Raw genomic sequence first — 13621 nt, 5'->3', positions numbered from 1 at the left:
AAATCTTCCGTCTGCCCGTTTCGGCTTTGTCAGCACGCGCTGAATCGCTATATCGGGCCCAATATTGGCTCTGCTGCAGCGATACACAACAGACACCGTTGCGGCTATAAACCGAAACCCGCAAAAGCGAAACGCCAAAGGCTTAAAAACATCATGCCGGAACTGCCGGAAGTCGAAACCGTGCGCCGCGGGCTGGCCCCCGCCATGGAAGGCCGCATCATCGAGAAGCTGGAACTGCGCCGGGCCGATCTCCGGTTTCCGTTTCCGCAGGATTTCGCCGAAGCCGTCACGGGCAGACGCATTGTCGCACTTGGGCGGCGGGCGAAATATCTGCTGATCGACCTCGATGACGGCATGACGATCGTGGCCCATCTCGGCATGTCCGGGTCCTACCGGGTGGAAGACAGAAGCGCGTCCGAAACGCCCGGCGATTTTCATCTGCCGCGCAACGCCGCCGCCATCCACGACCATGTCGTCTTTCATCTGAGCGATGGCCGGGCCCGCGTCATCTACAACGATCCGCGCCGCTTCGGCTTCATGAAGCTCGTCGCGCGCGCCGGGCTCGAGGCGGATGCAAGCTTCAAGGGCCTCGGCCCGGAGCCGACCGGCAACAGCCTCGACGCCGATTATCTTGCGTCCCGCTTTACCGGCAAGACCCAGAGTGTGAAGGCCGCCCTGCTCGACCAGCGCAATATCGCAGGCCTCGGCAATATCTATGTCTGCGAGGCGCTGTGGCGGACGCGGCTTTCGCCGTTCCGCGCCGCCGGCCATCTGGTCACGCCCGCGGGCAGGCCGCGCGACGGGCTGAAACGGCTGGTGCCGGCGATCCGCGACGTGATCGCGGAAGCCATCGAGGCCGGCGGCTCGACGCTGCGCGACCATCGCAAGACCGACGGCACGCTCGGCTATTTTCAGCATTCCTTCTCCGTCTATGATCGCACCGGCGCACCCTGCCGGCACGAAGATTGCGGCGGCACCGTTACTCGCGCCGTCCAGACCGGCCGCTCCACCTTCTATTGCCCCGCCTGCCAGAAGGGTTAGCAGTCCCCCTACTTCAGAAAATTACTTCTGAGCAGGGAAACGACTTCCTTCATCCGGCCGTCGAACACGGCCTTGACGCCGAACATCGCGGTGGAGGCGACCTGGGAGACCTCGACCTTGGGCGGCATGACCAGCTCCATGCGGTTGACCTTGACGTCGAGCAACGCCGGGCCAGGGGCGGCAAGCCAGGCGTCCATCGCCGATCCGAGTTGCTCCGCATTGTCCGCGCGGAAGCCGGCAATGCCGCAGGCCTCGGCGACCTTTGAGAAATCCGGATTCTCGAGCGTGGTGAAATGGTCGACGAGACCCTCGACCCGCTGCTCCATCTCGACGAAGCCGAGCGAGGAATTGTTGAACACCAAAAGCTTCACGGGCACCTCTTCCTGGACGAGCGTCAGGAGGTCGCCCATCAGCATCGACAACCCGCCATCGCCGCACATGGCGATCACCTGCCGGTCGGGATAGGCGAGCTTTGCGCCGATCGCCTGCGGCATCGCGCTTGCCATGGTGCCATGCAGCAGGCTGTTGAGAAACCGGCGGCTGCCATTGGCCTTCAGATGCCGCAGCATCCACACCATCGGCGTGCCGACATCGGAGATGAAGATTGCATCGCCGGCGGCCTTGGCATCCAGAAGATTGGCGACGAATTGCGGATGGATCAGGCTCGGGTCCGGTTCGTCGCCCGCATCCTCATAATCGCCGAGGTCTTCTTGCCATTCCTTGAGATGGCGGCTGAGATGCTTCTCGTCGGATTTCTCCCGCACCTTCGGCAGCAGCGCCTCCAGCGTCGTGCGGGCATCGCCGACAAGGCCGAGATGGATCGGCGCGCGCCGGCCAAGATGCGTGGGATCAATATCGATCTGTACGATCTTGCGGTCGGGATAGAATTGGGTATAGGCAAAGTCGCAGCCGACCGAGATGACCAGATCGGCCTTTTCAAGTGCGTTCAGGCCGGCGCGGTTGCCGAGAATGCCGTTGATTCCGACATTGAAGGGGTTGCCCGGCTCCAGCCATTCCTTGGCGCGGGTGGTGTGGACCATCGGCGCCTTGACCTTGCGGCAGAGCGCCACCACCGCCTCGCGGGCATCGCGCGCCCCGATGCCGGCATAGATGGTCACCCGTTTCGCCTGATCCACCAGGTCGGCAAGCTCGGCCAGTTCCTCATCATTCGGGCGCGCCACGGGCCGGGGTCGGTGGACCCGCCACTCAGCCGCGTCGTCATCGCTTTCCTGAAACATGTCGCCGCTGACGATAACCACAGCGACGCCGCCCTTGGTGAGCGCCGCCTGTGCCGCCATCGCGACGATCCGCCGCGCCTGGGCGGGATGCGAGATATGCTCGCAGAACACCGAATGCTGCTCGTAGATCTTCTTCTGATCGACATCCTGCGGGAAGTCGAAGCCCTTTTGCGGACGATCGACCTCCGAGGCGACCAGCACCACCGGCGCGCCGTTGCGATGGCTTTCATAGATACCGTTGACGAAATGCAGCGAGCCGGGGCCGCAGGTGCCGGCGCAGACCGCGAGTTCGCCCGTCATATAGGCCTCGCCGCCGGCGGCAAAGGCGCCTGCCTCCTCATGTCGGACGTGGACCCATCGAAGATCGGACCGGGACACGGCGTCGGTGAAATGGTTGATGGTATCGCCGGGTATGCCGTAAATGCGCTTGGCGCCCGCTTTTTCCAGCGTGTCGACGACAATCTCTGCTACGGTTTTAGACATGTGAGCGCTCCTTTCGCGGTTTTCTCCCGATTTTCTGCGCGAACGCCGACAGGCGGCGTTAATGGGTAAACGCGCCGCCGGCGAAAATGAGCCCGGAAAAAGCCGCAGGCGCGTGTTTTATCGCCCCCTCACCTTTTGCCGATCGGGTGCAGCGCCGCACCATTCTCCTCGAACGCGGTGATATTGCCGATCGTGGTGTGGGCGATGTTGAAAAGCGCCTCCTGGGTGAAGAAACCCTGATGGCCGGTGATCAGCACGTTGGGAAAGGTCAGAAGGCGGGCGAAAATGTCGTCGCGGATGACCGTGGAGGACAGGTCGCGGAAGAACAGGTCGTCCTCCTCCTCATAGACATCGAGGGCGAGCGCCCCGATCTTGCCCGATTTCAGACCCTCGATCACAGCGAGCGTATCCACCACCCCGCCACGGCTGGTGTTGACCAGCATGCGGCAGCGCGTCATCGAAGCGATTGCGTCCTCGTCAATGAAATGGCGGGTTTCCGGTGTCAGCGGGCAGTGCAGCGTGAGGATTTCCGATTTTTCGAGAAGCTCCTGCTTGTCCACATAACGCGCGCCGAGCGCCACCGCCTCGTCATTGGGAAACGGATCGAAGGCCAGAATTTCGCAGCCGAAGCCCGAAAAGGCGCGGATGACGTTGCGGCCGATCCCGCCCGTGCCGACCACGCCGATCGTCTTGCCGTGGAGGTCGAAGCCGAGCAGGCCGTTGAGCGCGAAATTGCCCTCCCGCACCCGGTTATAGGCGCGGTGGATCTTGCGGTTCAGCGTCAGCACCAGCGCCAGCGTGTGTTCGGCGATCGCGTAGGGTGAATAGGACGGCACCCGGGCGGCGGCGATGCCGAGCCGGTCGGCAGCGGCGAGATCGAGCCGGTTGAAGCCGGCGCACCGGAGCGCCACCAGTTCGACGCCCACATCCTTCAGGACCGAAAGCGCCGATGCCCCGAGATCATCGTTGACGAAGGCGCAGATCGCCTTCGAGCCGGCGGCAAGCTTCGCGGTCGGGGCGTGAAGCCCGGCCTCGGTGAAGATCAACTCGTGCCGGCCCTCATTGGCCGTCTTCAGAAATTCCTCGTCATAGGGCTTGGCAGAAAAGACGGTGACGCGCATGGCGGCTCCTGTGGCTTGATCCCGGCCTCAACAAGTGTAAGGGCCTTTGCGGCATTGGCAATGGCCGTCGGCGGCCGCAAATCGGACGCTGTATCTGCTTTACCCCCGACTTTGCGGGATTTAAGCATTGACGGGCAGCCGGATTGGCTTTATATGCCCGGCCACAGTATTTGAAAGCTCAATGAGCTTCATCAATTGCTCCCGTCACAAAAGCGCTTCCAGCCGGTCACGGCAACCGCGACTGACGGAGCTTGCGTCAGAATTCGAAGAGAGACTTATATGGCCAATACAACTTCGGCGAAAAAGGCGACGCGCAAGATGGCCCGCCGTACAGCCGTCAACAAGTCCCGCCGCACCCGCGTACGCGGTTACGTTCGCAAGGTTGAAGAAGCGATCCTCGCCGGCGACCTGGATCAGGCCAAGGCCGCTCTGGCCGCAGCCGAGCCGGAACTGGCGCGCGCCGCCAGCAAGGGTGTTCTTCACCGCAACACCGCCTCGCGCAAGGTCTCGCGTCTGGCGCAGCGCGTGAAGGCAATTTCGGCCTGAGCCGAACAAGAATTGCAGACTTTTTGAACAACCCGGCCTCGCGCCGGGTTTTTCGTTTTGAGTTCATACACTTGGCTATTGTGACGCGAACATTACGAACAGATGTCACAAAAATGACCAAGAATTTTGAACCTTCTCAATGGCTTACGCGAGGATTGCCACATTTTTACCAATTTTGGGCCGCCGCGCGCCACGTAATAATGACATCTGAAAAATTTATTTTTTCCGGCATTTTCGTCCATCCGATTTCAGACATATGTGAATCTAATTGATTCAAAAGCGATTCTTCCGAGCCCTTCCGCGGGGACCCAAACTCACGGGTAAGAGTCAATGCTGGAAGCGCCGAATCGGCAAAAAATCCTTGTTGAAATTGTCGGTCGTTCTTGCCTAAATGACCTCCGACAGCAGACGGAATGAGCTCCCGGATTTTTTTCGGGAGGGGCGTGTTCGACACAGGATACGTTGTCTTCCCGACGCTGGGAGCGGCGGCTTTTTTGGCGCCGTTTTTCCAACAATCGCAGGTTGTTATCCGGTTTTCGCCAGAAGTCCGGGTTCGTTCCTGTGTGTCTTTTGCAAATGACCTACGAGCTCAGGAGGGGAAGCAGAACTTCAAAACATAGAAACTCCGGACATTTTGCAGCCTGCATTTTCCGATACGAGGATCGGAGAGCAGGTAAGCGGCGGAAAGTCCCAATTCCGGCTGAGGGCCGGACTTAAACACATGCCGGGAAGACACCGGCAGCAGGGCGAAAACAGGCAGCGGGCGACATAAAAACAAGCGCGCGCCAGGGTGATGACGTTTGAAAGGCGGCAACGATGAGAATGAGAATGGTAGCCTCTCGCACCGAGGACAATGCGGGCGAAACCGAGGCCGGTGAAAATGATACGAAACCGGCGACGGCTGCCATGAATTCCAACGGGGACGATATCTTCTTCGAACGGTTCTGCACCGCCCTGAAAGCCCATGTCGGCGGCGACGTCTATGCCAGCTGGTTCGGCCGGCTGAAGCTGCATTCCTGCGACAAGAGCGTGGTCCGTTTCTCGGTGCCCACCGCCTTTCTGAAATCCTGGATCAACAATCACTATCTCGATCTGCTGACCGAGATTGCCCGCGTCGAGCGCCCGCAGGTGATGAAGATCGAGGTTCTGGTCCGTTCCGCGACCCGCGCGCCGCGTCCCGCACTTGCGAGCGAGCAGCCGAAACCGGTCCCGGCCAGCCCGGCTCCGGTCGTGCGACCGCTGAACCGCGCGCCTGCCGGCCAGCCGCTGATGCCCGACCCGGAAACGCCGCAGGCGCGCGGCGCCAGCGCTTCGGGTCAGACCGTGTTCGGCTCGCCGCTCGACCCCTTCTTCACCTTCGACAGCTTCGTCGAGGGCGCATCCAACCGGGTAGCCTTTGCCGCGGCCAAGACCATTGCCGAATCCGGCATGGCGGCGGTGCGCTTCAACCCGCTTTTCATTCATTCCTCGGTCGGCCTCGGCAAGACCCATCTTCTGCAAGCGATCGCCAACGCAGCGCTTGCCGCGCCGGACAAGCAGCGCGTGGTCTATCTCACCGCCGAATATTTCATGTGGAAGTTCGCCACCGCGATCCGCGACAATGACGCGCTGACGCTCAAGGACTCGTTGCGCAATATCGATCTTCTGGTGATCGACGACATGCAGTTCCTGCAGGGCAAGATGATCCAGCACGAGTTTTGCCACCTGATCAACACGCTGCTCGACAGCGCCAAACAGGTGGTGGTCGCCGCCGACCGCGCGCCGTGGGAGCTGGAATCGCTTGACCCGCGCGTGCGTTCGCGCCTCACCGGCGGCGTCTCGCTGGAAATGAACGGCCCCGACTACGCGATGCGGCTCGAAATGCTGAAGCGCCGACTTGAACTGGCGCAGCAGGAAGACCCGTCGATCGACATCGCCCCCGAGGTGCTCGAACATGTCGCCAGCAAGGTGACGGCGAGCGGGCGCGAGCTCGAGGGCGCGTTCAACCAGTTGCTGTTCCGCCGCTCCTTCGAGCCCGACCTTTCGATCGAGCGCGTCGATGAGCTTCTGGTGCATCTCGTCGGCACCGGCGAGCCGAAGCGGGTGCGCATCGAGGATATCCAGCGCGTTGTCGCCCGTCATTATTGCGTCACCCGGCAGGAGCTCGTCTCCAACCGCCGCACGCGGGTAATCGTCAAGCCGCGCCAGATCGCGATGTTCCTCGCCAAGACCATGACGCCGCGCTCCTTCCCGGAAATCGGCCGCCGCTTCGGCGGACGCGACCACACCACGGTGCTGCACGCCGTGCGCAAGATCGAGGACCTTCTGGAGAAGGACAACAAGCTGTCGCAGGAGGTTGAACTCCTGAAGCGGCTGATCAACGAATAGGCCCGCCCGGGCCTGACAGCGACGTTTCCCGAAAAGCCCGGCCCCGCGCCGGGCTTTTCTCATGGGCGCCGGCTTGCTAAAGCAAGGGCAAACAGGAGAGACGCCATGCCGGTCACGCTTTACGGAATCAGGAATTGCGACACGATGAAGAAGGCCTGGACCTGGCTCGATGCGCATTCCATCGCCTATGACTTTCACGACTACAAGAAAGCCGGGATCGACCGGGCGCATCTGGAACGCTGGTGCGACGCGGCCGGCTGGGAGAAGGTCATAAACCGCGCCGGCATGACCTTCCGCAAGCTGCCCGACGCCGAAAAGGCCGACCTGACGCGGGACAAGGCGATCGGGCTGATGCTGGCCCAGCCCTCGATGATCAAGCGGCCGGTGCTGGAAAAGGACGGCGCGATTACGCTGGGCTTCAAGCCTGAAATCTACGAAGCCCTGTTCGGCAGGGGGTAGGCGATGGCGAAGACCACGCAGGCGACAAGGTTTCTCGACAAGGCCGGCGTCAGCTATACGATCCAGCAATATGATTACGACCCCAACGCCTTCAAGGTGGGGCTGCAGGCGGCCGCGGCGATCGGCGAGCCCCCCGACCGGGTGCTGAAGACGCTGATGGCCAATGTCGACGGCAAGCCGGTCTGCGCGGTGGTGCCCTCCAATGCCGAGGTCTCGATGAAGAAGCTCGCCGCCGCCTTTTCCGGCAAGCATGCCGAGATGCTGGACGCCAAGACCGCCGAGCGGCTTTCCGGCTACCATGTCGGCGGCATCTCGCCCTTCGGCCAGAGAAAACGCGTGCCGACCGTGTTCGAGGAGAAGGCGCTTGCCGAGCCCTATGTGGTGATGAATGGCGGCCAGCGCGGCCTGCAGGTGAAGCTTGCGCCGGCCGATGCGGTGAAGGCGCTCGACGCGGCAACGGCAAACGTGATCGCGTAAACCTCAGATCGGATCGCCGCGCGCCGCCTCCCGTTTGAAGGCGCGCTTCTGGAACGACCAGCTTGCAGAGAATGCAGCAATCATGCGCAACCTGAACTGCGTATTTTCATACTAGAGGGGTTCGGCAAGGCAGGGGCGCTTCAATTTCGCCAGAAAACAAACTAGATAGTGTCACGACACATCAATCAGTTTGCGAGGCGCTCATGAACGCTCAACCCCGGCTTCCCCATCCCATCGATCTGGAAAAACTCGAGAAGCTGGCCGAGGTCGCCGTCAAGGTCGGGCTCAACCTTGCCGAGGGGCAGGATCTGGTCATGACCGCGCCGATCGAGGCGCAGCCGCTGACGCGGCTGATCAGCCGCTATGCCTATCAGGCCGGCGCCGGCGTGGTGACCACGCTTTTCAACGATCCCCAGGCAACGCTGGAACGCTTCGAACACGGCCATGACGCAAGCTTCGACAAGGCCGCGAACTGGCTTTACGAGGGTATGGGCCATGCCTTTGCCAATGGCGCGGCAAGGCTTGCGATCGCCGGCGACGACCCGATGCTCCTGGCCGCCCAGGATGCCGACAAGGTGGCCCGCGCCAACCGCGCCATGTCGACCGCCTACAAGCCGGCGCTGGAAAAGATCGCCGGTTTCGACATCAACTGGAACATCGTCTCCTACCCGACGCTTGCCTGGGCGAAGACGGTGTTTCCCGGCGACCCGGACGGCATGGCCGTTGCCAAACTGGCCAAGGCGATCTTCGCCGCATCGCGCGTCGACCAGCCCGATCCGATCGCAGCCTGGCGCGAGCACAACGACAACCTCCATGCCCGCTCCGCATGGCTGAACGCCAAGCGGTTCTCGGCGCTCCGCTACACCGGCCGCGGCACCGATCTGACGATCGGGCTTGCCGATGAGCACGAATGGAGCGGCGGCGCGTCGATGGCCAAGAACGGCATTGTCTGCAACCCGAACATTCCGACCGAGGAAGTGTTCACCACGCCGCACCGGCTGAGGGTCGAGGGCCATGTCTCCTCCACCAAGCCGCTGTCGCATCAGGGCACGCTGATCGATGACATCCGGGTGGAATTCAGCGAGGGCCGGATCGTCAAGGCGTCCGCCGCCAAGGGCGAATCCGTGCTGAACAAGGTGCTCGACACCGACGAGGGCGCGCGCCGGCTGGGCGAAGTGGCGCTGGTGCCGCATTCCTCACCGATTTCGGCCAGCGGCATCCTGTTCTACAACACGCTGTTCGATGAAAACGCCTCCTGCCACATCGCGCTCGGCCAGTGCTATTCGAAATGCTTCCTCAATGGCGACACGCTGTCCCCGGACGAGATCGCCGCGCGCGGCGGCAATTTATCGCTGATCCACATCGACTGGATGATCGGCTCCGACAAGATTGACATCGACGGCATCGACGCCGCCGGCAACGCCACGCCGGTGATGCGCGGCGGCGAATGGGCGGAGTAGGCGGGACTGACCAACCTCTCGAAAAACAATCTCCCCCCTTGAGGGGGAGATGTCGCGAAAGCGACAGAGAGGGGTAAAGGGCGTAAGCCCTAAAAGCCGCAGTCTCCGTGCTCTCGGAAAGGGTTCACCCCTCTCTGCCCCTGTCGGGGCATCTCTCCCTCAAGGGGAGAGATTGAGGGTGCAAGGCTGCGATGCCTAAAACAAGCTGCCCTGCGTGGGCGGTTTGGCGGGGGCTTTCGGCTTCTTCTTCGGCTTCGGCGCGGGCGCAGGCTCCAAGGGCGTTTCACCCTCGCCCGTCACCGCCCTGACCCTACCGTCCGCAAACTCGATCTCGATCGGCGCGCCATGCTCCAGCCCGGCTGAGCGGGAGACGGGGCGGTTGTCCTGGTCGCGGATCACGGCAAAACCGCGCGCCAGCACATTGCGGTAGGAGAGCGAGTTCAGCACCCGCTGTTGCCCGGCGATGGCGGCGCGGTGGGTTTTCAGGCCGGCATCGATCGCGGTTGCCGCCCGGCGCGAAAGCACCGCCACCTTTTCGCGGTCGCGGGCGATCATCATTGAAAGGCGCTGGGGCGTGGCCGACAGGCCGGAGGCGCTGCGCTCGAACGTCCGGCGCTTGTTGATGGTGTTGAGTTCCAGCGCGCGGGTGTTTCTCAGCGCCGCCTCATCGAAGCGCCGCCGCGGCAACGCCAGCAGCTGATCGAGCGACGGCAGGCCGCGCGAAAGCCCGGTCAGCGTCTGCCGGCGGAAATCCATCAGCCGGGTCGCAGCACTTGCAAGCCGTGCGGCAAGCCGCGCCTGATCGGCAACGAGTTCGGCCTTCACCGGCACGGCCCGTTCGGCCGCCCCCGTCGGCGTCGGCGCGCGGTAGTCGGCAGCGTGGTCGATCAGCGTCCAGTCGGTCTCGTGGCCGACGGCGGAGATCAACGGGATCCGACTTTCATAGGCCGCGCGCACCACCGCCTCGTCATTGAAGCTCCAGAGGTCCTCCAGCGAGCCGCCGCCGCGCGCGACGATCAGCACATCGGGACGGGGTAGAGCAGCATCCGGGCCAAGCGCGTTGAAGCCCCTGATGGCAGCGGCAACCGCATCGCCCGATCCTTCGCCCTGCACCTTGACCGGCCAGACCACGACATGGACCGGAAAACGGTCGGTGATGCGGTGAAGGATATCGCGGATGACCGCGCCCGTCGGCGATGTCACGACGCCGACCACCCGCGGCATGAACGGCAACGGCTTCTTGGCTGCCTGATCAAACAGGCCCTCGGCGGCCAGTTTCTTGCGGCGCTCTTCCAGAAGCGCCATCAGCGCGCCGGCGCCGGCGGGCTCCAGCGCCTCCACCACGATCTGGTATTTCGAGGCGCCCGGGAAGGTGGTGACCTTGCCGGTGGCGATCACCTCCATGCCCTCTTCCGGCTTGATCTTCAGGCCGGAAAACACGCCCCGCCAGATGACGGCATCGATCCGGGCGCGCTCGTCCTTGATCGAAAAATAGGCGTGACCCGAGGAATGTGGTCCGCGGTAGCCGGAGATTTCGCCGCGCAGGCGAATCCGGTCGAACCGGTCCTCGACCGTGCGCTTGATCGATCCGGAAAGCTCCGAAACCGTAAATTCCGTCAGGTTTGTCGCCGATTCGGCGTCGAAGAGATTGCTCATAGGCTCAGTCTAACCGATCCGCGTTTACCTTGCACAATCGATCCTGTTTTCTCCCCGCAAATCCCCGCCTTCCGCGCAGCCCCTGCCCCTGCGGTTTCGGCAGAAAGTTCAAGCGATGTCACGGGCCTCATCTAGCCCGTTGATGCACTCTCGAAACGGGTCGCAAAACGTTACGACTTATTTGCAAGCTGTCCGCTTGGTTCGAAAGTTGCTAAGCGACGGGCGTTTGCACCAACTTCTAAAACTCAGACCGTCGTCCAGCCGCCATCGACATTGCCGGCGCGGTAGATGGCATCGATGAAGCGCTGGTTGCGCACCGAATCCTCGAGCGTGAAGACCTCTTGCTCAGCACCCGACGCCGCCCTTGCGAAGGCCTCGACCTCACGCACATATTGCCGGCTGTCCTGAAAGCGGAAGGCCTGGGTTTCGCTGTGATTGCGGTTGGAAAGCAGCACGGTTTCCTCGCCCCAGCGGTCGGCGTTGAACGGCGAGACCACCTCGATCAGCCCCTCGGTTCCGTGAAACGCCATGGTCTGGCGGTGCGCAAGCTGGGTGGAGACATAGAAGCTCAGCTCGAAGCCCGGAAATTCCGCCCGCACCGAGGCATAGATATCTGTGCGGAAATTCTCGTCATAGCGCACCGTCGCCTGGACGCGCTCGGGCTCCTTGCCGGTGGCGAACCGCGTAGTGACGGTCGGATAGACGCCGATATCGGGCAGGCCGCCGCCGCCGAGTTCGGGGATATTACGCATATTGGTCTCATCGCGCAGGAAATAGGTGAACGCGCCCTGCACGTGGACGAGATCACCGATCGCGCCTTCGGAAAGCAGCGCCCGGACCTTGCGCCAGACCGGCGTGTAGGTGACCATATAGGCCTCGCTGACGAGCACATTGTTGCGGTCACGCGCGACAATCACCGGCGCGATGTCCTCGGCCTTCAGCGCCAGCGGCTTTTCCACCAGCACATGCTTGCCGGCATCCGCCGCTCTGATCGCCCATTCGACGTGCTGGGAGGTCGGCAGCGGGATATAGACCGCGTCGATCACATCGCTTTCCAGCATTTCCTCATAGGAGCCGAAGGCATGCGGCGCGCCGAAGCGCTCGGCCATGGCCCGCGCGCGGCCGATATCGCGGCTTGCGACCGCCGCCAGCACACAGTTTTCCGCATCGACAATGGCCGGCACGACAAGCTCGCGGCCGATCTTGGCCGTCGACATAATTCCAAAACGCAGCATCGGATCTCCTCACCTTTTCGGCGGCCACCATAAAAACCGCAGCGCGCAAGCGCAAGCATTGCCTCACACCGTTTGCATTGCATACACTGGACGCTATCTAAAACGCGAAATCGCGTTCTCAAACCGCCGGAGGAAATCATGCATAGAAGAATTCTGGGCCGCACGGATATCGCCATTGCGCCGGTCGTGTTCGGCGGCAACGTCTTCGGATGGACGGCGGACGAGAAGACCTCATTCGCCCTGCTCGACCGCTTTATCGATGCCGGCTTCAACGCCATCGACACCGCCGATGTCTATTCGAAATGGGTGGATGGCAATCAGGGCGGGGAGTCCGAAACCATTATCGGCAACTGGCTGAAGCGCGGCGGCGTCCGGCGCGAGGATGTGGTGATCGTCACCAAGGTCGGCTCCGAAATGGCGCCGGACAAGAAGGGGCTCGGCGAGGCCTGGATCACTGATGCCGTGGAAGACTCGCTGAAGCGGCTGCAAACGGATTATATCGACGTCTATCTTGCCCACTGGCCGGATGAAAACACCACCTATGACGAGACGATCGGCGCGTTCAGCCGGTTGCGCGAACAGGGCAAGGTGCGGGCGATCGGGGCTTCCAATCTCGATGCCGAACAGCTTGGCGAGGCGCTGAAGGTGGCCGAGCATACCGGACGGGCACGCTATGACGTGCTGCAGCCGGAGTATAATCTCTACGAACGCTCGTCTTTCGAGGGCGCTCTGGCCGACCTCTGCGTCGAACACGATATAGGCGTCATCACCTATTTCAGCCTCGCCTCCGGCTTCCTGACCGGAAAATACAAATCCGCCGATGACACCGCGGGAAGCGCGCGCGGCGGCGGGGTCGCCGAATATTTCGACGAGCGCGGCCGCCGGATCCTGAAGGCGCTGGAACAGGTGAGCGCGGAGACGGGCGAGCATCCGGCAGCAATCGCGCTTGCCTGGCTGATGACCCGGCGCGGCGTCACCGCGCCGATCGCGAGCGCCTCCAAGCTGGAGCAGATGGACAGCCTGATCCGCGCGCCGCAAATCGAACTTTCGGGCGAGCATCTGCAAATTCTTCAGGAGGCCGGCGCGTGAGCACCCCGGTGATCCGCGATGCCGGGCCCGCCGATCGGGACGACTGGCTGAGGCTCTGGCAGGGCTATCTGGAGTTTTACGGCACCGATCTGGATGACGCGGTGACCGCGATGACCTGGAACCGGATCATCGATCCGGTAAGCGCCGTCTTCACCCGGCTTGCGTTGGTCGACGGCGTGGTCGCCGGCTTTGCGACCTGCATCCTGCACCCGCGCACATGGGCGATGGAGCCGGCCTGCTATCTGGAAGACCTGTTCGTGGACCCCGCGAGACGCGGCAGCGGCATCGGACGCGCGCTGATCGATGATCTGATCGCGATCGGCCGCCGCGATGGCTGGACCAATCTCTACTGGCACACCAAGGCCGACAACGCCACAGCGCGCAAGCTCTATGACAGCTACGACAAGGCCGACGGCTTTGTCCGCTACCGGCTGCCGCTTGGGAAATAG

At 62.6% G+C, this 13621-nt stretch carries 13 protein-coding genes; 9 read left to right on the top strand and 4 right to left on the bottom strand.

The genetic code is table 11. From position 1 onward, the window contains the following. Window positions 1-153 precede the first annotated feature (153 nt). On the top strand, window positions 154-1041 hold the full coding sequence (gene mutM / locus K7H91_RS08000) for a bifunctional DNA-formamidopyrimidine glycosylase/DNA-(apurinic or apyrimidinic site) lyase (RefSeq protein ID WP_230719700.1): 888 nt from the start codon (window positions 154-156) through the stop codon (window positions 1039-1041). An 8-nt stretch (window positions 1042-1049) separates the two neighbouring features. On the opposite strand, the gene K7H91_RS07995 is transcribed toward mutM, so the two are convergent. Then, entirely contained in the window at window positions 1050-2762 is a 1713-nt protein-coding gene (locus K7H91_RS07995) for a thiamine pyrophosphate-dependent enzyme (RefSeq protein WP_230719698.1), read from the bottom strand. Between the two features lie 128 nt (window positions 2763-2890). Next, window positions 2891-3883, bottom strand: coding sequence for a 2-hydroxyacid dehydrogenase (locus K7H91_RS07990; RefSeq protein WP_230719697.1), 993 nt, complete (start codon window positions 3881-3883; stop codon window positions 2891-2893). A 279-nt stretch (window positions 3884-4162) separates the two neighbouring features. Here K7H91_RS07990 and rpsT point away from each other — a divergent pair, with 279 nt between their 5' ends. The 5 genes from rpsT to K7H91_RS07965 all read left to right on the top strand — a co-directional run bounded on the left by rpsT (window position 4163) and on the right by K7H91_RS07965 (window position 9192). After that, window positions 4163-4429, top strand: coding sequence for a 30S ribosomal protein S20 (gene rpsT / locus K7H91_RS07985; RefSeq protein WP_230719696.1), 267 nt, complete (start codon window positions 4163-4165; stop codon window positions 4427-4429). Between the two features lie 906 nt (window positions 4430-5335). Then, window positions 5336-6796 carry a chromosomal replication initiator protein DnaA gene (gene dnaA, locus K7H91_RS07980; RefSeq protein ID WP_230719858.1) on the top strand — a complete coding sequence of 487 codons (1461 nt, stop codon included), beginning with the start codon at window positions 5336-5338 and terminating at the stop codon, window positions 6794-6796. Between the two features lie 105 nt (window positions 6797-6901). After that, window positions 6902-7255: an ArsC family reductase gene (locus tag K7H91_RS07975; protein WP_230719695.1), complete on the top strand. Its 354-nt coding sequence runs from the start codon at window positions 6902-6904 to the stop codon at window positions 7253-7255. Between the two features lie 3 nt (window positions 7256-7258). Beyond that, the gene (gene ybaK, locus K7H91_RS07970) at window positions 7259-7732 is read left to right on the top strand and encodes a Cys-tRNA(Pro) deacylase (RefSeq protein WP_230719694.1); all 474 of its coding nucleotides are present in this window, start codon (window positions 7259-7261) and stop codon (window positions 7730-7732) included. 203 nt (window positions 7733-7935) lie between these two features. Beyond that, window positions 7936-9192 (top strand): aminopeptidase, encoded by a 1257-nt coding sequence (locus tag K7H91_RS07965; RefSeq protein ID WP_230719692.1) that lies wholly within the window; start codon window positions 7936-7938, stop codon window positions 9190-9192. 195 nt (window positions 9193-9387) lie between these two features. Here K7H91_RS07965 and xseA read toward each other — a convergent pair whose 3' ends face one another. After that, window positions 9388-10848 (bottom strand): exodeoxyribonuclease VII large subunit, encoded by a 1461-nt coding sequence (gene xseA / locus K7H91_RS07960; protein WP_230719690.1) that lies wholly within the window; start codon window positions 10846-10848, stop codon window positions 9388-9390. A gap of 29 nt (window positions 10849-10877) precedes the next feature. Here xseA and K7H91_RS25815 point away from each other — a divergent pair, with 29 nt between their 5' ends. Then, the gene (locus K7H91_RS25815; RefSeq protein WP_419197452.1) at window positions 10878-10991 is read left to right on the top strand and encodes an SEC-C metal-binding domain-containing protein; all 114 of its coding nucleotides are present in this window, start codon (window positions 10878-10880) and stop codon (window positions 10989-10991) included. Between the two features lie 102 nt (window positions 10992-11093). Here the strand turns inward: K7H91_RS25815 and K7H91_RS07955 are convergent, their stop codons facing one another. After that, complete coding sequence (locus K7H91_RS07955; RefSeq protein WP_230719688.1) at window positions 11094-12083, bottom strand: Gfo/Idh/MocA family protein; 990 nt, start codon at window positions 12081-12083, stop codon at window positions 11094-11096. A gap of 138 nt (window positions 12084-12221) precedes the next feature. Here K7H91_RS07955 and K7H91_RS07950 point away from each other — a divergent pair, with 138 nt between their 5' ends. Together K7H91_RS07950 and K7H91_RS07945 are read left to right on the top strand one after the other, a co-directional pair. Further along, window positions 12222-13172, top strand: coding sequence for an aldo/keto reductase (locus K7H91_RS07950; protein WP_230719686.1), 951 nt, complete (start codon window positions 12222-12224; stop codon window positions 13170-13172). Further along, entirely contained in the window at window positions 13169-13621 is a 453-nt protein-coding gene (locus K7H91_RS07945; RefSeq protein ID WP_230719684.1) for a GNAT family N-acetyltransferase, read from the top strand. The genes K7H91_RS07950 and K7H91_RS07945 overlap by 4 nt, the downstream gene beginning before the upstream one ends.

It is taken from the genome of Martelella mediterranea (assembly GCF_021021415.1).
GTDB classification, from domain to species: Bacteria; Pseudomonadota; Alphaproteobacteria; order Rhizobiales; family Rhizobiaceae; genus Martelella; species Martelella mediterranea_C.
This window is presented reverse-complemented; position numbering and strand designations above follow the sequence as displayed.

Bases quoted from the DNA above. Each gene is read 5' to 3' on its own strand.
- mutM (WP_230719700.1), top strand. From the start codon at position 154: ATGCCGGAACTGCCGGAAGTCGAAACCGTGCGCCGCGGGCTGGCCCCC.
- K7H91_RS07995 (WP_230719698.1), bottom strand. From the start codon at position 2,762: ATGTCTAAAACCGTAGCAGAGATTGTCGTCGACACGCTGGAAAAAGCG.
- K7H91_RS07990 (WP_230719697.1), bottom strand. From the start codon at position 3,883: ATGCGCGTCACCGTCTTTTCTGCCAAGCCCTATGACGAGGAATTTCTG.
- rpsT (WP_230719696.1), top strand. From the start codon at position 4,163: ATGGCCAATACAACTTCGGCGAAAAAGGCGACGCGCAAGATGGCCCGC.
- dnaA (WP_230719858.1), top strand. From the start codon at position 5,336: ATGAATTCCAACGGGGACGATATCTTCTTCGAACGGTTCTGCACCGCC.
- K7H91_RS07975 (WP_230719695.1), top strand. From the start codon at position 6,902: ATGCCGGTCACGCTTTACGGAATCAGGAATTGCGACACGATGAAGAAG.
- ybaK (WP_230719694.1), top strand. From the start codon at position 7,259: ATGGCGAAGACCACGCAGGCGACAAGGTTTCTCGACAAGGCCGGCGTC.
- K7H91_RS07965 (WP_230719692.1), top strand. From the start codon at position 7,936: ATGAACGCTCAACCCCGGCTTCCCCATCCCATCGATCTGGAAAAACTC.
- xseA (WP_230719690.1), bottom strand. From the start codon at position 10,848: ATGAGCAATCTCTTCGACGCCGAATCGGCGACAAACCTGACGGAATTT.
- K7H91_RS07955 (WP_230719688.1), bottom strand. From the start codon at position 12,083: ATGCTGCGTTTTGGAATTATGTCGACGGCCAAGATCGGCCGCGAGCTT.
- K7H91_RS07950 (WP_230719686.1), top strand. From the start codon at position 12,222: ATGCATAGAAGAATTCTGGGCCGCACGGATATCGCCATTGCGCCGGTC.